This is a genomic window from Flavobacterium sp. GW823-FHT06G12 (genome assembly GCF_058794775.1).
Map to the genome: position 1 here is coordinate 321,347 of NZ_JBXAHE010000001.1, position 24,974 is coordinate 346,320.

General features: G+C 31.5%; 27 protein-coding genes. 5 read left to right on the forward strand and 22 right to left on the reverse strand.

The features are described from left to right. Positions 1–133 precede the first annotated feature (133 nt). The 4 genes from AC1Q5Z_RS01290 to AC1Q5Z_RS01305 form a co-directional block, all read right to left on the reverse strand. A complete protein-coding gene (locus tag AC1Q5Z_RS01290) occupies positions 134–2,353 on the reverse strand; it encodes a TonB-dependent siderophore receptor (RefSeq protein ID WP_492443471.1) in 2,220 nt (739 codons plus the stop codon). A 236-nt stretch (positions 2,354–2,589) separates the two neighbouring features. Continuing rightward, a complete protein-coding gene (locus tag AC1Q5Z_RS01295) occupies positions 2,590–3,315 on the reverse strand; it encodes a DUF4198 domain-containing protein (protein ID WP_286965435.1) in 726 nt (241 codons plus the stop codon). A gap of 108 nt (positions 3,316–3,423) precedes the next feature. Then, a complete protein-coding gene (locus AC1Q5Z_RS01300; RefSeq protein ID WP_492443473.1) occupies positions 3,424–4,578 on the reverse strand; it encodes a PepSY-associated TM helix domain-containing protein in 1,155 nt (384 codons plus the stop codon). 83 nt (positions 4,579–4,661) lie between these two features. Further along, the gene (locus AC1Q5Z_RS01305; protein WP_343588448.1) at positions 4,662–6,968 is read right to left on the reverse strand and encodes a TonB-dependent siderophore receptor; all 2,307 of its coding nucleotides are present in this window, start codon (positions 6,966–6,968) and stop codon (positions 4,662–4,664) included. Positions 6,969–7,185: 217 nt separating this feature from the next. Between AC1Q5Z_RS01305 and AC1Q5Z_RS01310 the strand changes: the two genes are divergently transcribed. After that, positions 7,186–8,346 (forward strand): MFS transporter, encoded by a 1,161-nt coding sequence (locus AC1Q5Z_RS01310; RefSeq protein ID WP_198856912.1) that lies wholly within the window; start codon positions 7,186–7,188, stop codon positions 8,344–8,346. Positions 8,347–8,419: 73 nt separating this feature from the next. Here AC1Q5Z_RS01310 and AC1Q5Z_RS01315 read toward each other — a convergent pair whose 3' ends face one another. From AC1Q5Z_RS01315 to AC1Q5Z_RS01355, 9 genes are all read right to left on the reverse strand, one after another. Beyond that, positions 8,420–8,788: a hypothetical protein gene (locus tag AC1Q5Z_RS01315; protein WP_198856913.1), complete on the reverse strand. Its 369-nt coding sequence runs from the start codon at positions 8,786–8,788 to the stop codon at positions 8,420–8,422. Next, positions 8,754–9,104 carry a hypothetical protein gene (locus AC1Q5Z_RS01320; RefSeq protein ID WP_343588446.1) on the reverse strand — a complete coding sequence of 117 codons (351 nt, stop codon included), beginning with the start codon at positions 9,102–9,104 and terminating at the stop codon, positions 8,754–8,756. The genes AC1Q5Z_RS01315 and AC1Q5Z_RS01320 overlap by 35 nt, the downstream gene beginning before the upstream one ends. Before the next feature lie 10 nt (positions 9,105–9,114). Then, entirely contained in the window at positions 9,115–9,618 is a 504-nt protein-coding gene (locus AC1Q5Z_RS01325; protein ID WP_198856915.1) for a DUF6265 family protein, read from the reverse strand. Between the two features lie 65 nt (positions 9,619–9,683). Then, a complete protein-coding gene (locus AC1Q5Z_RS01330; RefSeq protein WP_343588444.1) occupies positions 9,684–10,160 on the reverse strand; it encodes a DUF6265 family protein in 477 nt (158 codons plus the stop codon). A gap of 330 nt (positions 10,161–10,490) precedes the next feature. Continuing rightward, on the reverse strand, positions 10,491–12,800 hold the full coding sequence (locus AC1Q5Z_RS01335; RefSeq protein WP_492443477.1) for a type IA DNA topoisomerase: 2,310 nt from the start codon (positions 12,798–12,800) through the stop codon (positions 10,491–10,493). 234 nt (positions 12,801–13,034) lie between these two features. After that, complete coding sequence (locus tag AC1Q5Z_RS01340; RefSeq protein ID WP_492443479.1) at positions 13,035–13,448, reverse strand: lysozyme inhibitor LprI family protein; 414 nt, start codon at positions 13,446–13,448, stop codon at positions 13,035–13,037. A 253-nt stretch (positions 13,449–13,701) separates the two neighbouring features. Then, on the reverse strand, positions 13,702–13,881 hold the full coding sequence (locus AC1Q5Z_RS01345) for a hypothetical protein (protein WP_492443481.1): 180 nt from the start codon (positions 13,879–13,881) through the stop codon (positions 13,702–13,704). A gap of 36 nt (positions 13,882–13,917) precedes the next feature. Continuing rightward, positions 13,918–14,397, reverse strand: coding sequence for a hypothetical protein (locus tag AC1Q5Z_RS01350; RefSeq protein ID WP_343588439.1), 480 nt, complete (start codon positions 14,395–14,397; stop codon positions 13,918–13,920). Positions 14,398–14,401: 4 nt separating this feature from the next. After that, complete coding sequence (locus tag AC1Q5Z_RS01355) at positions 14,402–14,896, reverse strand: SRPBCC family protein (RefSeq protein ID WP_198856921.1); 495 nt, start codon at positions 14,894–14,896, stop codon at positions 14,402–14,404. Positions 14,897–15,539: 643 nt separating this feature from the next. On the opposite strand from AC1Q5Z_RS01355, the gene AC1Q5Z_RS01360 reads away from it, so the two are divergent. Then, the gene (locus AC1Q5Z_RS01360; protein WP_492443484.1) at positions 15,540–15,911 is read left to right on the forward strand and encodes a GreA/GreB family elongation factor; all 372 of its coding nucleotides are present in this window, start codon (positions 15,540–15,542) and stop codon (positions 15,909–15,911) included. A gap of 179 nt (positions 15,912–16,090) precedes the next feature. Here the strand turns inward: AC1Q5Z_RS01360 and AC1Q5Z_RS01365 are convergent, their stop codons facing one another. The 8 genes from AC1Q5Z_RS01365 to AC1Q5Z_RS01400 form a co-directional block, all read right to left on the reverse strand. Then, entirely contained in the window at positions 16,091–16,579 is a 489-nt protein-coding gene (locus AC1Q5Z_RS01365) for a hypothetical protein (RefSeq protein WP_492443486.1), read from the reverse strand. Positions 16,580–16,583: 4 nt separating this feature from the next. After that, a complete protein-coding gene (locus AC1Q5Z_RS01370) occupies positions 16,584–17,786 on the reverse strand; it encodes a C10 family peptidase (RefSeq protein ID WP_492443488.1) in 1,203 nt (400 codons plus the stop codon). A 330-nt stretch (positions 17,787–18,116) separates the two neighbouring features. Beyond that, positions 18,117–18,941, reverse strand: coding sequence for a DoxX family membrane protein (locus AC1Q5Z_RS01375; protein ID WP_492443490.1), 825 nt, complete (start codon positions 18,939–18,941; stop codon positions 18,117–18,119). 244 nt (positions 18,942–19,185) lie between these two features. After that, positions 19,186–19,575, reverse strand: a complete 390-nt coding sequence (locus tag AC1Q5Z_RS01380; protein ID WP_343588433.1) for a hypothetical protein — start codon at positions 19,573–19,575, stop codon at positions 19,186–19,188. A gap of 18 nt (positions 19,576–19,593) precedes the next feature. Continuing rightward, positions 19,594–20,352, reverse strand: a complete 759-nt coding sequence (locus AC1Q5Z_RS01385) for a hypothetical protein (protein ID WP_343588432.1) — start codon at positions 20,350–20,352, stop codon at positions 19,594–19,596. Between the two features lie 373 nt (positions 20,353–20,725). Further along, positions 20,726–21,169, reverse strand: a complete 444-nt coding sequence (locus AC1Q5Z_RS01390; RefSeq protein WP_492443493.1) for a hypothetical protein — start codon at positions 21,167–21,169, stop codon at positions 20,726–20,728. A gap of 73 nt (positions 21,170–21,242) precedes the next feature. Continuing rightward, entirely contained in the window at positions 21,243–21,677 is a 435-nt protein-coding gene (locus AC1Q5Z_RS01395; RefSeq protein WP_492443495.1) for a hypothetical protein, read from the reverse strand. Between the two features lie 96 nt (positions 21,678–21,773). Then, entirely contained in the window at positions 21,774–22,127 is a 354-nt protein-coding gene (locus AC1Q5Z_RS01400; protein WP_492443497.1) for a hypothetical protein, read from the reverse strand. A gap of 305 nt (positions 22,128–22,432) precedes the next feature. Between AC1Q5Z_RS01400 and AC1Q5Z_RS01405 the strand changes: the two genes are divergently transcribed. Next, entirely contained in the window at positions 22,433–23,593 is a 1,161-nt protein-coding gene (locus AC1Q5Z_RS01405; protein WP_492443499.1) for an IS3 family transposase, read from the forward strand. Next, positions 23,590–24,225 (forward strand): transposase, encoded by a 636-nt coding sequence (locus AC1Q5Z_RS01410; protein WP_492443501.1) that lies wholly within the window; start codon positions 23,590–23,592, stop codon positions 24,223–24,225. The genes AC1Q5Z_RS01405 and AC1Q5Z_RS01410 overlap by 4 nt, the downstream gene beginning before the upstream one ends. Here AC1Q5Z_RS01410 and AC1Q5Z_RS01415 read toward each other — a convergent pair. Further along, positions 24,212–24,448, reverse strand: coding sequence for a helix-turn-helix domain-containing protein (locus AC1Q5Z_RS01415; protein WP_198856927.1), 237 nt, complete (start codon positions 24,446–24,448; stop codon positions 24,212–24,214). The two genes, AC1Q5Z_RS01410 and AC1Q5Z_RS01415, sit on opposite strands and share 14 nt — an antisense overlap. A 112-nt stretch (positions 24,449–24,560) precedes the next feature. Here AC1Q5Z_RS01415 and AC1Q5Z_RS01420 point away from each other — a divergent pair, with 112 nt between their 5' ends. After that, positions 24,561–24,890, forward strand: a complete 330-nt coding sequence (locus AC1Q5Z_RS01420; protein WP_492443504.1) for a hypothetical protein — start codon at positions 24,561–24,563, stop codon at positions 24,888–24,890. The last annotated feature ends 84 nt before the right edge of the window (positions 24,891–24,974 follow it).

A 24,974-nucleotide genomic window follows, 5' to 3' on the forward strand; every position in this document is an offset into this window, starting at 1 on the left:
TTTCTGTTTAAGGATTATAATTTCAAGCAAAAATAGGGCTAATTGAATTAGTATTGGACATAAACTAAAAATCCCAAGATTTTTAGTTTTACTTAAAAATCTTGGGATAAAATCAAAACTCTAATTCAATATTTTAGAACTTGTAACGCAAGCTTGTCATAACTTGACGAGGAGCGATTGGGTTTACACTATAGTTCTCGTGAACAGTATAATTTAATTCGTTTGTGATGTTTGATAATTTGCAAAGAATCGAGAATTTTCTCCAAGCATATCCAACAGATGCATCAATAGTAACATAACCTTCCAAAGGAATTTCTCTATGGTAGATTCCGTCAGGATATTTAACTGTATCTGTGCTGTATTGGTCATTCCAACCTCCTAAACGATCACCAATGTAATTTCCAATTGCTCCAACAGATAAATTTTTTAATAGACCTTCTTGTACGGTGTAATAGAAACTTAAGTTTGCTGTATTTGCTGGAGTTCTAACAAGACGATCACCTTCAATAAAACTTCCGTTTAAACCAGATGTTTTAGTATAACGCATATCATTGTAGCTGTATCCTGCAATAATGTTAAGTCCGTCAATTGGTCTTGCCGTAACATCAACTTCAACACCTTTGCTTTTAGTTTCACCACTTAAAACTTTTACGTTTGTATCTGTGTTTAAACTTCCATCAGCTTTAAATTCGGCAGTTTGAGCTAAGTTGCTGTTGGTAATTTGATAAACTGTAACATTTGTGCTTAATAATCCTTTTAAGAAATCAGTTTTAATACCAGCCTCGTATTGATCAATAATAGAAGGTTCAATTGGTTTTAAATCTGCTGTAGTTCCTGTGTTTGGCGTAAATGAAGTAGAATAGCTGGCAAATAATGAAACTTCCTTTCTTGGTTGATATATTAATCCAAATTTTGGAGAAAATGCATTATCAAGTTTTTTGTCACCAACTGTTGGTATTGCATTTTCTGGGTTTCCTGCACCAGTTGCTGTTTCTTTATAAGTAGTAACTTCAGCTTCTTGCCATGACCAACGTACACCAGCCAATACTTTGAATTTCTCTGTAATTGAGATTAAATCTTGAAAATAGACACCAAAACGATTCGTTTCTGTTTTTGCAATTTGAGTTGCTCTCGCATCTGGAATATCATTTCTTTGTGTTGACGGATCAAAATTGAAAAGATTGATTGTATCATAATTTGCAGGATTAAATGCAAAAGTATAAGCAGTTGCAAATGAGTTTTCCCAGTCTGCACCAGTAAATATTTGGTGTTTTATTGATCCTGTGGTAAAGTTTCCTTGAAGACTTAATTGATCTCCTAAAATTTGTTCTGAGTTATCATTTTGAACTAAAGGTCTTGTCCAGTCTCCGTTTTCCTTAACAGAAGATAATTGTGCTGTAGATTTTGAAGCTCTGTCATAAGTTTGGTAAGAGCTATTGAAATTAAGCTTCCAATTTTTATTGAAATCATGATTTAACAATACAGACGCACTAGCAGATTTTGTATTACCATTAGACCAAAGAGATCCATAAAAAGCATTTCTAGGCAAATCAAGAATTTGTGTGCCAATAATTCCAGTTCCAAAATCTGGTGTCCAATCTGCGCTTAAATAATCTCCTTGAATTGTAATTTGAGTTTTAGGATTAATGATAAAAAGCAACGATGGATTTACATATACACGTTTATTTTTTACGACATCTCTAAAGCTTTCTGAGTTTTCGTAAGAACCGTTGATTCTAAAGGCAATTGATTTAGTAAGACCTCCATACAAATCAAATGCTGGCTTGTAATAAGAGTAACTTCCAATTTGCATTGAAACTTCTCCACCGCTTTTAAATTGAGGTGTTTTAGTTACTAAATTTAGAATTCCTCCAGGTGCTACGTTTCCAAATAATAAAGCTGAACCTCCTTTAAGAAATTCTACTTTATCTAGTCCAGAAACATCAGGAATTGACCCTGCATTATAACGGAATCCGTTTTTAAACATATTGTTTGCAGACATGTCATAACCTCTAGAGAAAAAAGATTCTTGAGCACCACCACGAGCAGAACCAACGTAAACACCGTTAGCATTTTTAAGAACCTCGCTTAATCTGATAGCTTGCTGCTGTTCGATAACTTCAGAACCAATAACTTGTATGCTTTGTGGATTATCCATTGGTTTTAATCCAGAGCGAACTGCTGTTACTGGTTTTGGTTCTTTGGTTTTAGTAACAACTACTTCATTTAAAATTTCCCCTTTTTTATTCTTAACTGTATCGTTTACAGATGAAGTAGATTCAGTGCTTGAATAGTCTTGAGCGTAAGAGGCAAAACTTAATAAGCCTAATGCAAATAGTAAATTATATTTCATGTTGTTTATTTAGATTCAATAAAAATAGATCGCCGCAAATATACAATGGCATGATTGTGTTAATGAAATTTATGGGGCGTTTTCTTACTTAAACCTTTCTTATTGTTTTCTTAAGATTGTCTTAAGGATTTTCTAATATTATTTTAATTTAGTATAAATAGCAACAAAAAAAACCTTGCCGTTAAACAAGGTTTTTTTAAATTGAAATTAAACTCTAAGAATGAAATTTTCTTAAATTATTTTACTGCAATTTGGTATGTAGCCATTTTCCAGATTTCGTCATATTTTTTACCGTTATGTTCACCTGCAGATTTTTCAGTATAAGCAAACTCAACCATATAATTTCCAGACCAGATAGGAGTAAAAGAGATTTCTCCTTTATCATTTGTCCATAATTCTTTTTCCCATCCGTTTGGAGCGATTACTTTAATTTTTTGAGATTTTGCAATAGCTCCTTCATATAAAGCAGAGACGTTGATTACAGTATTTTTTTTCGCGATATCAGCATTTTCAGAGAATACGCTAATTTTATTATTGTTAGCTGCAGCGACATTTCCTGCAGATTTATTTCCAACAACTACAGTTGCACTTGAGTTATAATCTAATTTCATTGTTCCGTAAACGTCTCCAACGGTATGATGCATTACAATGGTATAAACTCCGTCTTCTTCTGGTGTAAAGAATGCTTGGTATTTATTATCTAAAGCTTTTGCAGTCAGTTTTGTTTCTTTTTTTGAAGGAGAAATTACTACCAATGAAAAATCTTTTAAATCAGAAAACCATTTATCAGCTTTTGTAATATCATTGTCAGAGAATTCTCCAAAATAAACAGAAATTTCTTGGGCTTTTCCTTTTGTTCCTGTTGCTTTAGTTTCGATCCAAAGAGCATGGGCAAAAAGCTGTGGTGCGGCAAAAAGCATTAGAAATAAAAAGCTTAATGTTTTTAAAGTATTTGATTTCATAAGATCAAGTTTAAATTATTAGAATGATATTTTTTACAAACATAAGTCTTATTTAGAATAATTAAAAATAAAAATCATAAAAAAGACCAATAAATAAGGGAGAAAGTACTAGCTACTCGTTTTTTTCTTTTTTTTATTTCGTCCCCACCAAATTAAGAAGCCAGTTAGAGGTAAACTTGCAGCAACTAGACTGGCAAAAAAAGCAAGAACTTTTCCTGGAAATCCAAGAATACTTCCAACATGCAGATCGTAATTTATAAACCTGAATTTTTCACCATTATTTTTGTCTTTATAGGTGGTAACTTTAAGATTCTTTCCGCTGTATTGGTCAAATAACATTGATGTATCATCGAAACGATTTTCGTATCGAATAAATGTTTGAACAGTCGCCAAAGAATCGTTTTCTGCAGGTGTAAATAAAAAGTAGCTAGTGGCTTTAGAATGTGCTTTTAGAGTGGCGTTATATATCTTATCAGTAGCACTGATTGGAGTATATTTTGTAGTATCAGAAACGATTCTTTCTTCTTTCGCAAATGTTTTTCCGCCATTAAATAACCATTGAATTCCTTTATCGTAACATTCAAAAGCCCATACTAATCCGGTTAAGGCAATGATCAAAGTGAAAATCATCATGTAAAATCCTAGAATATTATGCAAATCGTAGTTTTTACGTTTCCATTTTGTAGTGTTTTTCCATTGAAACCAAAAGCGTTGTTTTGCCGCACTTTTATTTTTAGGCCACCATAGAATTAAACCTGTAATTAAGGAAATTATGAATATAATGGTTGCTGTACCTGTAATGGGATCGCCAATTTTACTGTTTAAGCAAAGTGTTTGGTGCAGCATTCGTACAAAAACAAAAAACTCAAAATTATAATCTTCTATTTTTGTGACATTTCCTGTGTAGGGATCTAAGTAAACATAGTTTGTCTGATACTGATTCCAATACCAGATCGCATCTTTGTCCAATTCTTCATAAAACCAAGCAACAATAGTACGTCTATCATCACTAAATGTCCTGCATCCAGAAAATGTCTGCTTCGGATGGATCTTTTTGTTTGCTTCTTGCGCAATCGTTATTAAATGGCTAATAGGCAGTTTTTTATCTTTAACCTGATCGACATAATAATAGTCATGAATTATAGGACGCAGTTCTTCTTCAAAAACGTATAAACAGCCTGTAATTCCTAGTATAACTACGATAAGACCTGATGATAAACCTAGCCATAAATGTATTTTTAATAGTAGCTTTTTAAAAGTCATTGTAAAAGGTTAAATAAGATAGGTGTTAAAATAGAAAACACCTCTGCAGATAGTACAGAGGTGTTTTTTGAAAAGGAATGACCTTAGAATTTCAATGTTAGATTCACTAAGAAGTTTGATAATGCTTGAGAATTTCCGTAAAAATCCCAATATCTTTCACTAGAAATGTTGTTGAATTTCACTCCAATTCTCCAAGTCGGTTGATCGTAAAAAACTGTTGCATTTGCTGTTGTATAAGATGGCATGTAGAAAATATTGTCTTCAAATAGATAGCTTTTTCCAACATAATTTAACCCAAAACCAGCACCTAAACCTTTAACCGTATTTTGCAAAGCATAAGTTGCCCAAAAGTTAGCTACATTTTTTGGAGCTCCAGGTGCTATTGCTCCCGACTCTTCGATGCGATTTTCATTGTATGCATATCCTCCAATAATATTTAATCCGTTTATTGGATTGGCTATTAACTCAAAATCTAAACCTTTGCTTTTTTGAACTCCATCTTGAAATGCAAAACCATTTGAATCGTATCGAATTGCATTATCAATAGTAATATTATAATAGCTTAAAGTAGCACTTAATTTTTTATTAAATGCTTCTGCTTTTACACCTGCTTCATATTGTACAGCATAAACAGGATCTAAAATCAATTTTGTTGCATCTGGCTGTGTTGCAGGAGGTGAATTTTGGAATCCGTTCATGTAATTTGCAAAAAGAGAAACTTGATCTTTTACAACCTGATAAACCAAACCTAATTTTGGAGACCATGCAGTCTGGTTATAAGCTTCAGTACCTTCAACTTCTTTACGTTTATAATTGTCCATACGTAAACTTAACATTGCAGATAATCTATCCGTAAAATTAACTACATCAGAAGCATAAATGCTAAAAGTCTGGTCGCCATCAGTAGGATAAGCAGTTTGTTTTAATGTTGCATCAACCGTTTTTCTTCTCATCGGATCAAAAGGCATTCTAACATCGACCGTATCAATATAAGCTGTAATTCCAGAAGAGAAGCTATTTTTATTAAAACTGTAATTTGCACCTACCAAAAGTTTATGTTTGATGCTTCCTGTTTTAAATTGACCGTTTATATTTTCCTGAATATTAGTGTAGTTATTGTAAATAGGTCCCCAGTTACCAACTCTTCTCGCCGCTAAGTATGGAGTTAGCCAAAGAGTATAAGTTTGGTAGCTGCGTTCTACATTTTCTCCCATAAAAGAGAATAGAGTAGTCGATTTCCAGTTTTCAGATATTTGATATTCTGCTTGAGCAAAAACTTTATTTGCCGAAGTTTTAGCATCATTGTCATCATAAAATAGTGATTTTCTGTAACCTACCATCAAATCTCCAGGATTTGTAATTCCTGATTTAGGATCGTATCTATGATAAGTACGTCTTGTGTTGTTTGAGCTAATATATTCTGCGTCAATATTGAAAGTAAGTTTATCACTTGCCTTGTAAGTCAAACTTGGCGTGAAGGCAAAAGTATTATTGAAACCAAAATCTAAGAAACTTTTTTCTCTGTTAACCGCTGCATTTAGTCGAAATAAAACACTTTTATCTTTCTTTAAAGGCGTATTGATATCTGCAGTAAAACGATTTAAGTTATAGCTTCCCATAGTATAAGAAACTTCTGTGGCTGCGGTTTCAAAAGGTTTTTTAGTTACCAAGTTCACTACACCTCCAAAAGATGAAATAGTTGATCCAAATAAAGTTCCTGATGGACCTTTTAGAACTTCAATTCTTTCAATATTAGCAAGATCTGTAGAAGAACGATTTGTAGCAGTTTCCATTCCGTTTCTAGCATTAATTCCTGTAGTAAAACCTCTAAAAGTTACGCCAACTCCACCAGAAGGATAAGTAACAGGAACTGCGCCAGGGGAGTTTTGTACTGCACTTCTAACATCTACAGCAACTTGATCTAACAAAAGTTCTTTATGGATTACACTATAAACTTGCGGATTTTCAAGATTTTTAAGAGGCATTCTGGCAACATAGTCGGTTTTTTTAGACATAATGCTTTTCGGACTGCTAATAACAACTTCTTTTAATTCTTTATTAGAAACTTTCAGTTGTAAATTGACTGTTGAGGTTTCGTTTTCAGTAACTGTAATTTCAGTTTCTAGAGTTTCATAACCAGTTAAAGATACTTGTAATGTATAAGAATTGGCTTTTACTTTATTAAAATCAAAAGTACCATCATCATTAGAAACGGTGCCATATTTTGTGTTTTTAAGAATAATATTTACTCCCGCCGCAGCATCGCCGTCTGAGGTAGTTATGGTTCCTTTAATTTTTCCGTGATTTTGTTGAGCAAAAATTGATAAGAACGAAAATAAAAAACTGATAGAAAATAGAAAACGCGAAGTTTTCAAACTGAGGTAATTCATTGCTAATTTTTAATTGGTTTATAATTAAATTTTATTTAGAATAAATAAAAACAATGCAAATGTAAAAATTAAAATAACTTTAACAATTTTTATTTCTGCCATTTGCAGATTAAATTGTTAAATGTTTATTCTAGAGCGATTAATCAAAATTCTTATTCGAAATTGTGGTTGGATAAACTTTAAAAAGCCTTAATTTTGCTGTCTGAAAAATGACTTCATGATTTTACCATTCTTTAAAAAGATTCAAAATACGCCTAGAGGATATCGTATTGCCAACACTGTTTTTTTCTTTCTATCAGGTTTCGGCTACTCTTCTTGGGTTTCAAGAATTCCACATATACAAGCCCAATTGCATTTGTCTGAAGCCGAATTTGGAGCAGTTTTATTTGCTTTTCCGATCGGTTTAATGCTTACAATGCCTTTTACAGGAAAATTATTGAATAAATACAGCAGCCGCTATATAATGCTTCTTGGTGCGGTTATGTTTAATGTTGCGCTTTCTTTGCCAGGTTTGGCAGCATTTGTCTGGCAGTTGGTAATTATACTTTTATTTTTTGGAGCTTCTCGTAATATTTTCAATTTATCAATAAATGCACAATCTCTTGAAGTTCAAAAATTGTATCCAAAGTCTATTATAACACGTTTTCATGCGGTTTGGAGTATTGCAGTTTTCTCTGGAGCTGGTTTAGGATATGTAATGGTAACACAGCACATTGCACCGTCGCATCATTTATTGGGAGTGAGTATTTTTATGCTTGCGCTTACGGCTTGTTTTTATCCAATGAGTATTCATAATGAGCCTGTTCCGGTTAAGAAGAAGTTTTTCTCAATGCCTGAAAAAAATCTAGTAAAATTTTCGCTGATTTGCTTTGTTTCTATGGCTTGCGAAAACACCATGTACGATTGGAGTGGAATTTATTTTGAAAATATATTAAAGGCTTCTCCAAAATTAACCAGTGCCGCATTTGTATTTTTTGCTTCTGCAGTTACGTTAGGACGTATATTTGGGGATTATGGTGTAATGAAATTTGGAACTAAAAAAATCCTGCTTTACAGCGGAATCTTAATAACAGCTGGTTTCGGACTTTGTTTTATCCTCCCATATGCTTACCCAACTATTTTCGGTTACGTTTTAATCGGATTTGGGGTTTCTTGTGTAGTTCCGCTAGTGTTTAGCATTGCTGGAAGATCTTCAAATTTAAGCAGTGGTTCTGCCTTAACTTCAATATCAACAATTGGTTATTTAGGATTTTTGCTGGTTCCGCCAATGGTTGGTTTTATTTCCGAATATCTAAGTATGAAATGGGCATTTCTTATTATGGCGCTTCTTGGAATTCTAATGATTTTTATGGTGAATAAGATCGGGGAGAATGAATAATTTTTTTTAGGTACTAAGATTCTGAGATGCTTAGATTCTAAGGTTTTTATATTTAGTTCTTTTTCCTTGAAAATTAAGGGTATATATATCGTACAATTTCTAGCTTTTTGGCATCGTAAAAATAACCATCATTAGCAAATTCATTTACCAAATCAATTTTATAGTTTTCATTAATATGATTCAGGATTTGCAAGAAAGAAAGCAAAGTCTTTCTGGTAGAGCTGCAATTAACATAGAATAGTTCTTTTTCGACTTGATTTTCTATGCAATAAAGCCTAAAATCAAACGTGGTGTACATTGATTTTTCTATTCGATTGTATTTAAAAATAAAAGAAGTAATTCCGCTTTCAATTAAGTGGATTAAAAAAGCTCTAGTTTCATTGTGCTTGCTGTAGCCATTCCATAATTCACTCCCAATAGTATTTAATTTTATGTCTGACATCAGATGGTTTTTTGGGATTGATGTATAATGCTATTTTGCGATTGAAATTATAAGTTGCAAACGTTATCGGAAGCTTACCCTCATAAATATATTTTTTATCATTAAAAGTATATTCTATAATTGGTACAAAGTAAGTAGGTGATACTTCTGGATTGCTTGGACTTCCTGTAGCATCGCGCCATTTTATCCTTTCTTCAAAGCGAACTATTTTGCTTTCAAGAGGTATAAATGATTTTGGAATAATTGAATACTTTATATACAAAATGATATTCAATACGATAATAATACCGAAAAAAGAAAGGACGATTGTAAACATTCAAAAACAATTATTTCTTTGCCATAACAAATCTTTCAGTATTGGGTTTGCCATTTTTCAGTCCTGAAATTTCTGCGATTAAGGAGTCTTTTTCTACCAGATTGTAAATGATTTTATTCGGATAATCGTGTTTTGGGTTTTCAAAAGTTATTTGATTATCTGTCGTTGAGGTCATTTTAAAGCTAACAGGCAATTCTTTATTCTGACCAGGAACTGTTACTATGTAAGACAATTTTCCATTGGTTTCTTCAAGACGAACATGTTCTGAAAAAACGGTGTCGTTTTGTCCCACCACAAAATAAGATTCTCCTAAATAAACCGAATCATTTTCTTTTTTCCAGCGTTCGGTAAGTTCGCCTTCAGCCGATTTATTTCCCCATTCTCCAATAAACCATTCTGCTTTTGCAAGTTTAGGGTAGGTTTTTACAGGAGTTTCGGTTTTGACTTCTTTTTTGCAAGAAGAGAAAATTACTAAAGTTATAAGTGTCGGAAATAAAATGCTGTTTAATTTCATGATTCATTGTGTTTTATAATTTTAGTAAGAGGAAAACTATCGGTAGGTTTTAGCCCAAATTCATTTTATTTCTTCGTCATAACAAACTTCTCAGAACTCGGTTTTCCATTCAAATTTCCAGAAATCTCTGCCGTCAAAGTATTGTTCGTGCCTTTTGTATAAGTAATTTTTTGAGGATAATCGTGTTTCGGATTTTCGAAAACAAATTGTTTATCCGATTCAGAAGTAGAAGGAAAGAAAACAGGCTGATCTTCGTTTTGACCTTTTACTGTTGCTTTGTAAGTAAGTGTTTCGCCTATTTGCGCCAAAACAATAGTTTCAAAATGAAGCGTGTCTTTTCCTTTAATAAAATAAGAAGAAGCGCTAAAAGTACTGTCGTTTAACTTTTGCCAGTTTTCAGACAAAACACCTTCTTGAGAAGTATTTTCCCAATTCCCGATTAACCAGTCGGCTTTTTTGATTTTGTCTTTTTCAATAGTTTCTTTTTTTTGGCAAGAAACCGAAGCTATTACAAGAGCTAAAAGAGTAATTTTCTGAAACATATTTTTTGAGGTTTTTGATAGCACTAATGTATGAAAAAAATGTTTGCCACAAATTTCACGAATTCTCGCAAATTTCTTTTTTTATATCTGCCACAGATTAAAAGGATTAAAAGGATTTTGTCTCCCGCAGATTTAGCAGATTCAGCAAATTTATTTTATAATCTGCATTATAAAAATCTGTCAAATCTGCTAAATCTGCGGGAAAAAATTTGTGCAATTATTGGTAAAATATACAGAGTAAAGAATCATTTTAATCCTTTTAATCTGTGGCAAATAATATAAACACAGTAATTTTCAAAAAATAATTCGTGGAAATTCGTTGCAAAAAAATCAAACGCTTTCACTCAAAATAGAATAAACCAATTCTTTTGTTGGTTTTTGATCTTGAAGTTTTGCACGCACTTCATCAAAAGTCACTTTAAAATCACAACCTGATTTATATTCTGCGCAGCCATAAGCTGTTTTGCCTTTTAAGATTGTACCTTTTTTACATTTTGGACAAACTAATGCATCGGAACTTTCTTTAGATTCCGCTTTTTTATCTGTTTTCTTTGGTTCTAATTTCAGTTTATAGTTTTCTTCAAAACGAATTAAACCTTCAACAGTTCCAGATTCGGTTTTGAAGCCTTTAATGTTTACTGTTGAACCTTTTTGAACCAATCGTAAATATTGACTTTCTGTGATTTTTTTATCATGAAAAACAAAAGGCAATACAAAGTCGCAACCTGCTTTGTATTCGCTGCATCCAAAAGCAGATTTTCCTTTAATCAGGTTTCCTTTTTGGCATTTCGGGCAAGTTTCTGCTGAAATTCCAGAGGATTTTTTCTTCTCTTTTTCGGCTTTTACAACAGGTTTTTGAATCGTTGCCGCATGCGAAATATTAGCATGTTTGGTCTCGCTTCGCACTTCGTAGACTAAAGCTTCAACCATGCGTTTCATGTTTCTAATGAATGCAGCAGCGGTAAAAGTTCCTTTTTCAATATCTTTCAATTGCTTTTCCCAAGTTCCGGTAAGCTCGGCTGATTTTACCAATTCGTTCTGAATAGTATCGATCAACTGAATTCCAGTTAAAGTTGGTAAAACCTGCTTTTTGTTTCTAACGATATATTGACGTTTGAAAAGCGTTTCGATAATATTCGCTCGAGTTGACGGGCGACCGATTCCGTTTTCTTTCATCAATTCACGTAAATCTTCATCATCAACCTGTTTTCCTGCTGTTTCCATTGCACGCAATAAAGTTGCTTCAGTAAATTGATTGGGTGGTTTGGTTTCTTTTTGAAGAAACGAAGGTTCATGAGGACCTTTTTCGCCCACAGTAAAACTCGGCAATAAATCGGGTTCTTTTTCCTTCGCATTCGGGTCTTCAAAAACAACACGGAAACCTTTTTTCAAGATTTCTTTTCCAGTTGCTTTAAAAGTCACATCGGCAGCTTTTCCAATTACTGTCGTATTTGCAACCAAACAATCATCATAAAAAACAGCAATAAAACGTCGCGTAATAATATCGTAAACCTGCTGTTGATTATGCGGTAAATTGTTCTGAATTCCAGTTGGAATAATCGCATGGTGATCGGTTACTTTTTTATCATTGAAAACCTTTGGCGATTTTTTGATTTTTTTCTCCAAAATAGGCTGAGTCAATTCAGCATAATTTGTTAATTTCTGGAGAATTCCAGGTACTTTCGGATAAATGTCTCCTGGTAAAAAAGTCGTATCAACTCTAGGATATGTAATTACTTTTTGCTCGTATAAAGTTTGTGCAATTTTCAGTGTTTCCTCGGCCGAAAAGCCAAATTTTTGATTGCAATAGACCTGCAAACCAGTTAAATCGAAAAGTTTTGGAGCATATTCGTTTCCGTTCTTTTTCTCAACAGAAACAATTTCGAAATCACTTTCCTTGACTTTTGCTGCTATAATTTGTCCATCTTCTTGGTTTAGAAAACGGCCTTCTTCATAACTAAAAAGTGTTTCTCTATACAAAGTCTGCAATTCCCAATACGGCTGAGGTTTAAAGTTTTCGATTTCTCTAAAACGCTCTACAACCATTGCCAACGTTGGTGTCTGTACACGTCCGATAGACAAAACTTGTTTGTAACCGCCATGTTTTACGGTGTACAAACGTGTAGCATTCATTCCTAAAAGCCAATCTCCAATAGCTCTAGAAAATCCGGCATAAAATAAATTATCATAATTTGAAGAGGGTTTTAAGTTTTCAAAACCTTCTTTAATTGCTTCTGTAGTAAGAGATGAAATCCATAATCGCTGAATTTCGCCTTTGTAATGTGCTTCGTTCATTACCCAACGCTGAATCAATTCTCCTTCTTGTCCAGCATCCCCGCAGTTTATAACCACTTCGGCTTTCTCAAAAAGACTTTTAATGATCTTAAACTGTTTTTGAATTCCAGAATTTTGAACGACTTTGGTTTCAAACTTTTCAGGAAGCATCGGCAGATTGTTTAAATCCCAGCTTTTCCAGTGGGGTTTATAATCGTTGGGTTCTTTTAAGGTGCATAAATGCCCAAAAGTGTAAGTCACGGCATAACCATTGCCTTCGTAATAACCATCGTGCTTGGTATTGGCACCTAAAACAGATGCAATTTCACGCGCTACACTTGGTTTCTCGGCAATACAGACCTTCATTTTTTCCTTTCTTGATTAATAGGCGAAAGTAGGGAATTTTGAAGAAAGGGGCAAAGGTTGTTAGTAACAAAGAGACAAAGACATTTTATCATCCTCTTTTTTTTATAAGAATTGAAATTGATCTAATGCATTCTTTTTTACTTCAATTGGGCAAGAAAACAAGGATATTTTTTTGAATGAAAATATTTAATAATAAGAAAAGAAGTAAGAGGATAAATTTTATAACTTCGGCGCTTAATATTCAAACATTTTATAATATTCTTCCAGTTCCCGCGCTTTCGTTTTTACAATTTCTTTCTTTCTGTTTTCAGCAACAGCATACCACATGGTTCCCTGTTGTACTTCGTAAAAGTATTTTGAAATAAAAGCATATTCTTTATCGCGATAAGTGAGCCATTGTTTTTGAGACTCCTTTAAAGTTTCAAAAGCTTCTTTCGGAAGTTTCGTTTTCAATAAATTGTAATATTTGTTCAATTCTTTATCCCAAGATTCACGGGCTTGTATGGTGCAATTGCACATGTCGGCATTAGAAATGTTGTCTTTATTAAGACATTTTGATTCTAAGGCATCTATTGGGTTTTCATTTTTGTTTTGTGAAAACACTGCGATTGATAGAAACAGAAAACTTAAAATAAGTACTTTTTTCATTCATTTACAATTTAAAAACGTCTATGCTCTTCATCCAGAAAATTTCTGATTTTAAAAACTGAAGTTTTGTTTTAACAACTTTATCACTTTTATCTCTCGAATTTTTGGTAATAAATCGAGCTGTCGAATTATTAAAATCTAGAGTATATTTTGAGTCTAAATCTTCTTTTTTGTTTGCCGAAAAAGTAATCAGATTGTCTTTTGCACTCCATTTTCCTTTTCCATATTTATTGTCTTCCGTTGGATTTCCGTCTTATAATTTTGAATACGAATGAAATACAAAAGTTCCGTCGGGATTTAAAGTTAATTTATATTCGATTGTATGTTTTTCTTTCTCAGAAAGTGAACGAGAATATTCGCCAGCAAGTTGATTGGATTGTGCAAATAAAGTTAGATTGAAAACTAAGAGGAAAAATGTAATTAGTACTTTCATAGCGCTTAATTGGTTGGATTTTGGCGGATTATTTTTTTATTCATTGTTTATTATTTCAAATGTTTTTCTAAAATTGTTTATAAATTTTCTTTTTTTGTAGCTGGTGATTGTTCTAGAAATCAAACTAGTTATTAAAAGAAACGAATTGAAAATTATGTATACTGTCAATGGCGCCTTTTTAACAATAAATATTGTATTGAATAATAAAAATGCAACAAAAGGAAAATAACGAATCCAATAATAGCCAAACTTAATTGGAATCATTTCATATGAAATCTCTGTTTGATTTTCATTTTTTGATTTAAATTTTCCTTTTAAAATAAATGGAATAGGATGAAGTATAGCATTTTGGGTTATTCTAAAATCGTTTTGATTTACTATGCCAAAAAAAAGTTTGTCTTTGTCTCCAATCAAATTAAAAGCATGAAAAGGAGTACCACTAATTTTTGGATTGCCTTGTTTGGTATTGGTTTTAAGTCTTTTTCGGAATTCGCTAATATCAATTTGTGATATCATATGCTTAATTATTAATCATTGGATTCAAATTACTGTCCTTATTTCTCAAATCCAATCCGCCTTCGTAAACCGATTTAAGATTAGTGAGATAAAAATGCCAGCCATTTGAACAGCCTAATCTAATGTATTGTTTAGAATAATCATCTGTTGGAATATTATGATGGCGAAGTTCTACAATCGTATAATCTTCTTTTTCGCTTAAATTGATGTCTACAAGACAATTTCCTTCAAACGTAAATTGCAATTGATCTTTTCCGTTGGCAGATACGATTTTTCCTTTCATAGAATCATCATACAAATACCAAAGCCATTCATACATATTATCTTTTTCTGCATTTTTGCCTTTGCTTAAAGGTTCTTGATTACCATCAAAAAAAGATACCTTTTCAAGAAACCATTTTTCAAGTTCTTCAGCTTTTGTCCAAGCATTGTAAATGTCAGACAGTTCGGCTCTTACGGCTATTTTCTTTGTAAAAGAAGTCCAATCGAAATTTTCCATGATAGCTTATGTTGTTTTAAAGTTAGAAGAAAGAGAGATTATTAAAAGATTGATTAAAACAAATATAAGATATTTCCTCTAGCTTTTATTTCAAAAAAAAGCTGTAGAAAATGTTTCTCTTTGATCCAAGGAAACGGATTTTTAACCATGTTTAGTTTGTTTTTGGTGATTGATGAATGATAAACAGATAGAGTAAATGTATTGAGAATCTATTTTTATAATATTAAAAAAACAGGAAAAAAGAAGATGCCACATTATTTTGTCTATTCTTTAGAACTGCACTAGAAGTTCAAAAGCGAGTTCTCTAGGCTCTTTATTTTTTTGTAAGATAAAAAAGGCGTATATTGCTAAAATAATTTGATATTATAATGATCACTGCAAATTTTTATTTAATAAACAGCTCTTTGATGTGCTTAATGTGCACATTGCTGTATTTGCATGACGATACTTTCTTAAAAAGTTCAAAAGAGTTTATTTCTTTTACCCTGTCACAACTCTAGGCAGGGGAATCTTTTACGATTTTAATCTATTTATTTAATCTTCAATTTTTCAGGATATGATAATACTGAGTTATCACTTTATGTGGTATTTGGTAATAGAGTTGTATCATGCCTTTACTTAAATTGAAGTAAACAAGAAAGTCATGTCACAAAATATAATTTTAACAACAGGAACATACGATTTAATTAAAGACCATATTAGAAGAAAAAAAGTAACAATAGAGGAAGAAGAATTGTTATTGAATCAATTAAAAAATGCTTCTCAAGTATTGCGAAAAAACTTGCCCAAAGATATTGTTTCGATAAACCGAAAAGTTACTTACAAAGACCACAATAAAAATGAAGAAAAAACAATTCTTTTAGTTGGTCCAGAAAATGTAAAAGTAAGCAAAAACAAAATTTCTGTTCTTTCAGACGAAGGAATTGCAATGGTAGGCTACAAAGAAGGCGATATTATCGAATGGCCTGCTAAAAAAGGGAATCTGAAACTAGAGATTCTTAAAGTAGAAGAATAAGTTTAATACGTTTTGTTTTCGATTTAAGTTTAGTAACAATCCCAAAAGAAAAACTCTTTTGGGATTTTTGTTTAAAAATAAAGATTTGTCGCTTAACAAATGGTCTATATGAAGATCGTTTTTAACTAACTGAGAATGTAAAACTTCCATCAAGAACCTTTTTGCGAATTAATTAATTCCTACTTTGTCAAGACAACATAAGCAGTTTCACCATATTTTACATCATTAGAAATTAAAGCGCCATTTACCCAAACCTCTTTAGGAAAAATATAGTTTTTGCCTCTTACATAAGTAGCCTCAATTGTGTCTGTTTCTTTTTCGTTCCATTGAATATAGGTAATTGACTTTTTTACCTTTTCAATGTCATTCATCACGACTCTCATAATGCATGCATTAATATTATTGTCCCTGCGTACATAAATTAGTTGATTTTTAGGATTGTGTACAAGTTCTTTAGTATTTCCATTGATTACGTAAAATAACTTTATTTTATCGCTATCTATGTGATTTGCGTTTTTTGAATCAAGCAGATCTTCGCCTTGAGCATTAAAAACTGAAAAGTCAATAGAAGTATTAATAGATTCCTTTGGTTTCAATTCTCTATTGTCGTCATTACTATTACATGCAAGAAAAGTAAAAATGGTTAGAATAATGAATAGCTTTTTCATGGTATTAAGGTTTTATATTATAAATCATTTGGATGTTTTCATTAAAAGTATATACACCAGGATTAAAATTACTAAATGCATAATAGCCATTGTTTTTACCATTTTCCCATCCCCAATTCATATGAAAATATAGTACACTTGTTCCTGTACAATCCGTATTATAAATCGTTGAAGCACTATATCCATCACAAACCCACATATGCCCACCATAATTTCCAAAGCCACTTAATAAAATAGGTTTTCCTTCATTTAAATTTGCTTTCACAGTCAAATAATTGTAATCAGCCTTAATAGCAGAATTATATTGAAATTTATTTTTTAAAACAGCTCCCATATCTTTATAATAAATGACTCCTGTGCCAGAACAATCAGACATAGGTTGTCCAGGAGATTCACTTTGAATTGCATTATGTATATCTGCTATAAAATTTGCAGTTGTAGGTGTCGCTTTATCCAAAGGCATTTGTGACCAAATGTAATTAGTGGGATATTGATAATATCTCATAACTTGTGCCATAGCAATAGGTACACAACCAGCAAATATTTGAAAGTCGGCACCTCCACATGATATATATTTTAATGCACTGTTATACCCACCTTGTTGCCACCAAGTGGATTGTAAATATGGGCCTTTAGTTACTGTTGTAGTATATTCAGTACATTGGTCTAGAGGTACTTTTGCAAATAAATTGTAATTAGCAAACATATTCTTAACTTGTCGCCATTGCAACTTTTTTTCTTCTGTTTGTTGAGCGGTGGAATTTTGAATACCTGTAATTTGTTTTTTAACATTACTTATCCAAAGCGTAAATCCAAAAGAATTAGAATCTGTATCTAAAACAAATTCACTGTCTTCTGAAAAGGCTAAAACGGGTTGTTCTCTATTGTCTGCCGACAAGAGTATATAGCCTCCCTCTTTGTAATTAATGATATAGAATACTATTTTTCCTAGATCATTTTTAACTTCAGTAATGCTTTCGATTTTCTTTTTAGAAGCTAAAGAGTTGCTTTTGGAGGTCTGAGAATTTGCATCTGTTTTAAACAGAATCTCCGACGCTATTTCTTTCGCTAATGCCGATCCTACGAAATGTTCTTGTTGGGCATTTTGCAAATTTTCTGCTTCAAAATCTTTCGAACAGGAAAGAAAGATCAGTGAAAATGAGAAAAATAATGCTTTGATAATTTTTTTTCTGATTGTTTGTTTCATGGTTAAAGGTTTGATTTATAATTAGTAATAAAAGTAATTTCTTACTTTTTTATAAAATAAATCAAGTTGAAACAAACCGACAGCCAGTAAAAGTTTTTTTTATGTTATAATAAGATAAATAAGGTTTGGTGAATTTCCTAATAAATTCAGATGCAAGGAATTGCAATGGTAGGCTACAAAGAAGGCGATATTATCGAATGGCCTGCTAAAAAAGGGAATCTGAAACTAGAGATTCTTAAAGTACAAGAGGTGTAAACTAATTTTTGCTTTAAATAAAAAACATCCCAAAAAGAAGATCTCTTTGCGGGATGTTTTTTTTATTATTTGAGTTTAAATTGCTTCTGAAGCCAAAAGCTCTTTTTTAGAATCGTTTGTTAATGCAATTACCAATGCAATGCCGCAGAAAAGTAATGCAATAATGGCGCGTACAATTTCATTTCCGCCACCAACAGTTGGGTTTGCAACAGCATCTTGAATATGGAAGAAAAGTACAAAAAGTAAAAGCATTAAAGCCAAAAGAAGCGAAATAGGTTTTATCCAAAGTTTGAAAATAATCGAAATGCCCGAACAAATAAGCGCAACACCTACAAAATAAGTCCAAAACATAGTTCCTGGTAACCATTTCGGAACCATTGTAGATACAAACTCAGCAAAAAGAAAATGGCTTAAACCAAACAAAAGCATTAAAAGCGAATAGAAAATTCGCCCAACAGGGATAAGTTTTTCTAGAAATTTGTCGAATTTGCTTTCGCTTTTATTAGCACTATAAGAACCCGCCAATACAAACGCTCCGCCGCTATACGTTAGTTCCTCAATAGCATTGATCCAGATTTGTGTGGCGTTGGTTTTATCGGTATTAAAAACGAAAATAAACGGAAGATGCGAAACAACAAAAGCAGCAAGAAAAGCAAAACCTAAATAAAGACAGACTTTTCTAGTATCGATAAATTTAATGGTAACAATTCCCGAAATAATAATTCCTGCCAATATTAAAACAATTCCCGTAAGGATAGAAAAAATAGAATATTGATGCGCCCAAGCGGGAAAAGGAGATAAAATTTCAGATCGAAAATCTTTAATAATAAGCTGATGTACTCCTAGAGCAATGATGCCAATACCGTAAAATAAACGGCCGATTTTGATAAGTCCTTTCATTAATAGTGGTTTTAGATAGTAAATTTGTTTTTGGTGGTTGACCAAATATATAAAATTCTTACTAAAATACTGATTTAATGAAGGTTGGTTTTTTGCGATTTGTTTCTCGCCAGTTTATCCGCGTAGTAACCACACAGTATTGTCATTTCGACGTAAGGAGAAATCTTCGCAAGTAGCTCCGCAAAAAAATTCCATATTGTTCTCTGCTAGCACGAGCAGGACGCTCGCGCCAACCGAGAGAAAATTACTTTATAATTGTTTTGAGTTGTAATTTAAAACCTTCAAGTTTAATTAAATAATATGTGGAAAATAACAATATCCATCCCATGAAAGTTAAAAACAAATTGGTTAATGAGTTTCCCGTAAATTGTAAATATTGGCATAAAAAACCGAAGAATAAAAGCAGGATAAAATTATACAGAATCGCATTTTTTAAACTCATTTTGATACAGCCTGTTAAAAAATTCCAATTTTCAAGACGATCCAAAATAATAATTTTTGAAGGATTTGATAAATCAATTACCACATTTTGAGAAAATTCAAGAGTTACAGTAATAATACTGTTTCTCAATTTGTATTTATAATTGAATTTTTCTAACATTTCTACAGTTTTATTTAACTCTATATTTATCATTGTGCTAGTTTTTATTTCTTAAGGATTTGTAAATTCTTCTTCGTATGGAACAGCTTCATAAGGGATAGCTTCATTAACAAATAGTGAACAAATCCCTCCAGCGATTAATGACATTGGACCACTGTAAACAAACATTAAAGCTCCCATTGTGTCAGCAATAATTGCTTTTGATCCTGGTTGGTTATTTGTCTTTTTTGTTGAATTACTTTTAGAAGTCCAATATTGATTTGAACTTTTCAAAACATTTTCAAATACTAATAATTCATTTTGCTCATTTACTGTTAGGGGATTATTTGTTTTCGATAAATAATTGACTTTTTTGAAATCTTCAATCGCAACCATACATTGGTCATAATTCATATCATTTTCAATTATATTGTCAACTAAACTTCCTAAACGTTTTGATACTTTATTGGAAGTATATAATTCTTCTTTTTTTGAATTCCAAAAAGAATAAATGTCAAATTTTTTTGGATCAATGTCCTGAAATGCAAGCTTTACCTCATTTGTATCCATATTTTTGAATTGTTCAGGATATTTTACTTTAAGCTCAGCCAACATTTCGTCTATTATTAAACCAGTTGTTTTTCCATCAATTCCTTTATATTTTTTATAGTATAAATCTAAAGCTTCATTATGATAAAAACCATAATCAGTTAAAGGAATCTCAACCTTTTCTTTTGCAGAATTCGAATCTTTGGAATCTTGTTCTTTTGAACAACTCACAAATAAAGCATTTGCAGAAACAGCTACGAGTAAAAAAATAATTCTTTTCATTTTTATTGATATTAAAGTTAATACAATTGAAATGCTTCCTAATTCAGTTTGGATATAGAATTTCTATGAAGCAAATGGAGAATTAAATTTTTATTTTGGAAGATTCATTTTTGCACCTGAAGTAGTATTGGCGCTAATCTTTTAATGGAATTGAATTGTTTTTATTCTGAATAGAATTATAAAAGTAAGTAAAAGATTACTATTATACAAATTAAATATACTTAAAGTTTATTAATACTCTCGTAAAAGCATGGATTTGCAATCCGTGCCCACAAAGATTGGCTTTTTAAATTATTTGTATTGTGTCTTGCTGTTGCGGGCACAGATTGCAAATCAGCGCTATCGGGTGAAAAGAAAAAATCTGTATAACATTTTATTTTTCTAATTCAGCTTTAAGTTTATTTACTATTTCCTTTTCAAATTCTCTTTTCACCATTATATTTTTAAATAAACCTAATTCCTGATTAACCAACTGCCAGCCTGTTTTTCTGCTTTCGTGTACCGCCACGAGAGCGAAGTCTGTTCCGTCATCGACAGAAGGTCTTGTCCAAGCTTCTATTCTTTTGCCATATAAATCAAAATAAATGTTGTGCCAATAGTCGGTAGTATCCTGATCTTTTAAATCAAGATTTGTAAGATTCATTTTTTCCAGAGCATCAAGAATTTTCTTTTCAGGGCATTTAATATAATAGGTTTCCGCGTAAGGATATGTTCCCGCAGCATAAAAATGAAAAGTAGAAAAAAACGAAATTACCTTATACGAAATGAAAAGAACTACCACGATAAGTATAATCAGTTTAAATTTGGATTTGGTCATTGAAGTTTTTTTTTATTGGAATTTGTATAGCGTTTAGGGCAAAGATTGAAAATCCGCGCTAACAGGTGACATGTTAAATACATCCATGTCTTAATAAATATCTACTTTGAAAGCTAGTTTTTATGCGATAAAAGTCAATTTCCATTAATCTGTTAAAAATTGTGTCCGATACATTAATGTCATAATTTGAAGTGTCGAAATGCAGGTACAATTTATATTTATTATTAAATGAATCACGGAGTTTAACTATCTTATCTCTTTCTTTAAATTTTAATTTCTCAAAAGATTTTTCAAATTCGAGTAAAATTCTTTTTCTTTCTTTTAAGATGTTTTTCAGTGTTTTCTCCTTTTCTAATTGAAAGTTTATTGCTTGATCTATAGCTAATGAATTTGTTTTTAATTCATCGCGATAGAGTATAAGTTGGTTATACATTAGTTTTTCATTTTCATTATTTTCTTTGCAGGATGAAAATATTATAATAAACAGAACAATAATTATTTTTTTCAATTGAAAAGTATTTAATTAAAATTTAGAAGTACGGTTTATGAAATTAAAACAAATATAATCCGCGCTATCGGGTTAATTTTTAAAGCTTGTGCAATTTTACTCACACAACAAAGTATCAAAATCAACATGAAGTTGACTTGTATCTTGGTCAATATTAACCCAAATAAAATTTCTTAAAACATAGGCATTTCCGCCATCAATTTTAACCCATTCATCGATTCCTTTAGCGGCATTTGTCAAATCGTTTTTTGGAGTCATTCCAATGGGAGCTACATAGCTTCTGTTTTTTGTTATTGGTTTGCAATTACTTGTTTCTATTTCTGCTTGTGTAATATATTTTGATTTGGTTAAAGTCGGAAGTGTGTTATGTACTTGAAGTGGAGACATTGAAGTACAAGAAGTAAGAAATAAAATCACTCCAACAAGATTTAGTTTGATTAGCTTATTCATTTTGGATAGGTTTAGTTTTTTCAAATATAAGATATTTTGTATAAGTTTTAAATTCGGTTGTATACAATCGATTGTTTACAATTACTTAAAAATAATTCGTTATTTCTAATCCAGATAGCGCGGATTTGCAATTCGTGCCCACAAAGATTTGCTTTTTAAATTATTTGTATTGTGTCTTGCTGTTGCGGGCACGGATTGCAAATCCGCGCTAATAGGTTTCTATGAAGATTGTGTTCTAATTTGTTGTAAATTAGATTGTTATTTTTTTTTGTGTATAAATGAAATTAATAATAAAACTTCTTAATATGAATGAAAATGTTAGACATTACGACCCAATCTTCAAAGAGAATGCAGTTCTATTAAGCTATATAAGAAAGACCGTTTCAGAAACTGCAGAAGAATTAGGCATTAATCCTAAAATGCTTTCTAAATGGCGTAGCGCTTACCTAAAGTTTGGTAAAGGGAGTTTTCTAGGAGTAGGTATTAAAAGAGTATATTACGAAAACAAGCAAATCTATGAATTAGAGAAAAAGCTTGCAGATTCTCAACTGCGGTTAGAAATACTAGAGAAAGGTCTTAAATATATGAATCAAGGCAAACATGTAATTTGTAATTTCATACATCAGAATAGAGATAAATATCCTTTATATACAATGTTTGAGGTCTTAGGAGCTTCACATTCAACCTATTATTTATGGACAAAACAACCTTTTTCAAAAAGAGAAATCCGCGTTAATCTGCTTAAAAAAGAAATAGATTCTATATTTTTTGAATTCAAGCAGTATAAAGGAGTTATATTAATTACAAGAGAACTTAATAATCGAGGATTTAAAATTTCTGAAGCACAGGTATCGTTTTGGATGAAAGAGCTTGGTTTGAGGAGTAAAGTAAAAAAGAAATTCAAAGTTACAACTGATTCAAAGCATAATTTATGTATTGCTTCCAACTTATTAAAAAGACAGTTTAAAGTAGATGAACCTTGTAAAGTTTGGGTTTCAGATATTACTTATATTCAAATAAAGAGAAGGTTTTCATATCTCACTGTTGTTATGGATTTGTATGATAGAAAAATAGTAGGATGGCATTTGAGTTGTGAACTTTCTACTAAGGTTACAACTTTACCTGCTTTTGAAAAAGCAATAATTAATCGTCCTATTAGAGACGGATTAATATTCCATTCTGATAAAGGATCTCAGTATGCGAGTAAATTGTTTACTAATAAATTAGCTGAATATAATTGCAAACCTAGTATGAACAGAACAGCAGACAGTTTAGATAATGCTGTTATGGAAAGTTTTTTTAATACTTTAAAGAGAGAAGTAATTTATAAACAGAAGAGATTACTAACAACAGGTGAATTGAAAATCGTTATACTTGAATATATAGAAAACTGGTATAATAAAAAAAGAATACATTCCAGCCTTAATTACAAGACAATCGAGGAATTTAATAATTATAATTTATGAAAAAGACCAGAGCAAATTATGACCGCGATTTCAAATTAAAGGCAGTCTTCTTAAGTTATGAAAATCGAAATTCGGCTCAAACGGCAAGAGATTTGCAAATAGATAAAAATCTTCTTTCTCTTTGGCGAAAAGAGTATAAAAAATATGGAACAGGATGTTTTCCTGGATATGGCAATCTAACTTTAACTTCTGAAGAGAAGAAAATTTACGATCTTGAAAAACAAATTAAAGATGTGGATTTAAAGTTTGAAATCATTAGAAATGCCAGTAAATATATTTTCCTCGGAAAACCTTTCATTTTTCATTTTATGGCAGAAAATGAAAAAAAATATTCAATAAAATTAATGTGCAGAACATTAGATGTAAATAGAGGTACCTACCGCACATGGAAACGAGGTTTGCTTACAGAAACTCAAAAATGGCGTATAAACTTAAAAAATGAAATTAAGTCTATTTTTTCTGCTTCTAAAGAAACTTATGGTTGCCATCGTATTGTTATAGAACTACAAAAATCAGGGTATTTTTTATCACATACAACTGTGCTAAGATGTATGAGAGAATTAGGCATATACGTCTCAATACGAAAAAATAATTTAGCAATAAAGCAACAACAAAATATTACAAATCCTTAATTAATTCGCTTGGGTGAATTTTTAAAGCTTGAGCAATTTTAAACAAAGTGCTTACTTTCATTTCTTGTGAACCTTTAAGGTATTTTCTTAAATTTTCCACATCCATCTCAGCGTCATGGGCAACTTCTCTTGTCTTTAATTTATTATCCTCAATCACATCTTTTATCTTAATTCCCAGTTCTTTTACAACTTCTGGAATTTCACTTTTTCTTTCTCTTTTCATAGAAATGAAATTACAAGTAATAGATTGTTTTGGTATGATTGTTAAAAATCGATTGTTTTCAACCGATATTTTATATATTTGTTTAAAATTGTAAATTAAATCTTATATAAAAATGGAAACACAAAATAAAGAAAGAGCCGAAGAATTGTTAGAATTAATAAATAAAGGAAAATATTTCAGCAAACTAAAACCAGTGCCAAAAGAAACCAACTCGTTTACAATACCGCTAAAAGTATCTTCTTATAACGAAGTAAATCTAATGGTTTCAGATTTGCTAAAAGCAAGTATTATTTTGCTTAATCCTGATGCAAACGGTTTGTCGAGTTTTACAAAAGACAATAATGTCAATGTAATGACTTTGCTTGAAATTGCCTTGCAGTTATTGCCAGAAGATGAAATGGAGTTATTGGATGATTTGTGTAAAGTTTCCCTAGAACACTAATTTGATTTGTTTTATTCTGTGCTGCGCAATCCCGAAAGCTTTCGGGACTGACTTTACATCACTCGTCCTTATAAAAATAATTAT

What these genes read in the sequence shown, in the direction of transcription:
- AC1Q5Z_RS01290 (WP_492443471.1), bottom strand. Translation starts at nt 2,353, where the DNA reads ATGAAATATAATTTACTATTTGCATTAGGCTTATTAAGTTTTGCCTCT.
- AC1Q5Z_RS01295 (WP_286965435.1), bottom strand. Translation starts at nt 3,315, where the DNA reads ATGAAATCAAATACTTTAAAAACATTAAGCTTTTTATTTCTAATGCTT.
- AC1Q5Z_RS01300 (WP_492443473.1), bottom strand. Translation starts at nt 4,578, where the DNA reads ATGACTTTTAAAAAGCTACTATTAAAAATACATTTATGGCTAGGTTTA.
- AC1Q5Z_RS01305 (WP_343588448.1), bottom strand. Translation starts at nt 6,968, where the DNA reads ATGAATTACCTCAGTTTGAAAACTTCGCGTTTTCTATTTTCTATCAGT.
- AC1Q5Z_RS01310 (WP_198856912.1), top strand. Translation starts at nt 7,186, where the DNA reads ATGATTTTACCATTCTTTAAAAAGATTCAAAATACGCCTAGAGGATAT.
- AC1Q5Z_RS01315 (WP_198856913.1), bottom strand. Translation starts at nt 8,788, where the DNA reads ATGTCAGACATAAAATTAAATACTATTGGGAGTGAATTATGGAATGGC.
- AC1Q5Z_RS01320 (WP_343588446.1), bottom strand. Translation starts at nt 9,104, where the DNA reads ATGTTTACAATCGTCCTTTCTTTTTTCGGTATTATTATCGTATTGAAT.
- AC1Q5Z_RS01325 (WP_198856915.1), bottom strand. Translation starts at nt 9,618, where the DNA reads ATGAAATTAAACAGCATTTTATTTCCGACACTTATAACTTTAGTAATT.
- AC1Q5Z_RS01330 (WP_343588444.1), bottom strand. Translation starts at nt 10,160, where the DNA reads ATGTTTCAGAAAATTACTCTTTTAGCTCTTGTAATAGCTTCGGTTTCT.
- AC1Q5Z_RS01335 (WP_492443477.1), bottom strand. Translation starts at nt 12,800, where the DNA reads ATGAAGGTCTGTATTGCCGAGAAACCAAGTGTAGCGCGTGAAATTGCA.
- AC1Q5Z_RS01340 (WP_492443479.1), bottom strand. Translation starts at nt 13,448, where the DNA reads ATGAAAAAAGTACTTATTTTAAGTTTTCTGTTTCTATCAATCGCAGTG.
- AC1Q5Z_RS01345 (WP_492443481.1), bottom strand. Translation starts at nt 13,881, where the DNA reads ATGAAAGTACTAATTACATTTTTCCTCTTAGTTTTCAATCTAACTTTA.
- AC1Q5Z_RS01350 (WP_343588439.1), bottom strand. Translation starts at nt 14,397, where the DNA reads ATGATATCACAAATTGATATTAGCGAATTCCGAAAAAGACTTAAAACC.
- AC1Q5Z_RS01355 (WP_198856921.1), bottom strand. Translation starts at nt 14,896, where the DNA reads ATGGAAAATTTCGATTGGACTTCTTTTACAAAGAAAATAGCCGTAAGA.
- AC1Q5Z_RS01360 (WP_492443484.1), top strand. Translation starts at nt 15,540, where the DNA reads ATGTCACAAAATATAATTTTAACAACAGGAACATACGATTTAATTAAA.
- AC1Q5Z_RS01365 (WP_492443486.1), bottom strand. Translation starts at nt 16,579, where the DNA reads ATGAAAAAGCTATTCATTATTCTAACCATTTTTACTTTTCTTGCATGT.
- AC1Q5Z_RS01370 (WP_492443488.1), bottom strand. Translation starts at nt 17,786, where the DNA reads ATGAAACAAACAATCAGAAAAAAAATTATCAAAGCATTATTTTTCTCA.
- AC1Q5Z_RS01375 (WP_492443490.1), bottom strand. Translation starts at nt 18,941, where the DNA reads ATGAAAGGACTTATCAAAATCGGCCGTTTATTTTACGGTATTGGCATC.
- AC1Q5Z_RS01380 (WP_343588433.1), bottom strand. Translation starts at nt 19,575, where the DNA reads ATGATAAATATAGAGTTAAATAAAACTGTAGAAATGTTAGAAAAATTC.
- AC1Q5Z_RS01385 (WP_343588432.1), bottom strand. Translation starts at nt 20,352, where the DNA reads ATGAAAAGAATTATTTTTTTACTCGTAGCTGTTTCTGCAAATGCTTTA.
- AC1Q5Z_RS01390 (WP_492443493.1), bottom strand. Translation starts at nt 21,169, where the DNA reads ATGACCAAATCCAAATTTAAACTGATTATACTTATCGTGGTAGTTCTT.
- AC1Q5Z_RS01400 (WP_492443497.1), bottom strand. Translation starts at nt 22,127, where the DNA reads ATGAATAAGCTAATCAAACTAAATCTTGTTGGAGTGATTTTATTTCTT.
- AC1Q5Z_RS01405 (WP_492443499.1), top strand. Translation starts at nt 22,433, where the DNA reads ATGAATGAAAATGTTAGACATTACGACCCAATCTTCAAAGAGAATGCA.
- AC1Q5Z_RS01410 (WP_492443501.1), top strand. Translation starts at nt 23,590, where the DNA reads ATGAAAAAGACCAGAGCAAATTATGACCGCGATTTCAAATTAAAGGCA.
- AC1Q5Z_RS01415 (WP_198856927.1), bottom strand. Translation starts at nt 24,448, where the DNA reads ATGAAAAGAGAAAGAAAAAGTGAAATTCCAGAAGTTGTAAAAGAACTG.
- AC1Q5Z_RS01420 (WP_492443504.1), top strand. Translation starts at nt 24,561, where the DNA reads ATGGAAACACAAAATAAAGAAAGAGCCGAAGAATTGTTAGAATTAATA.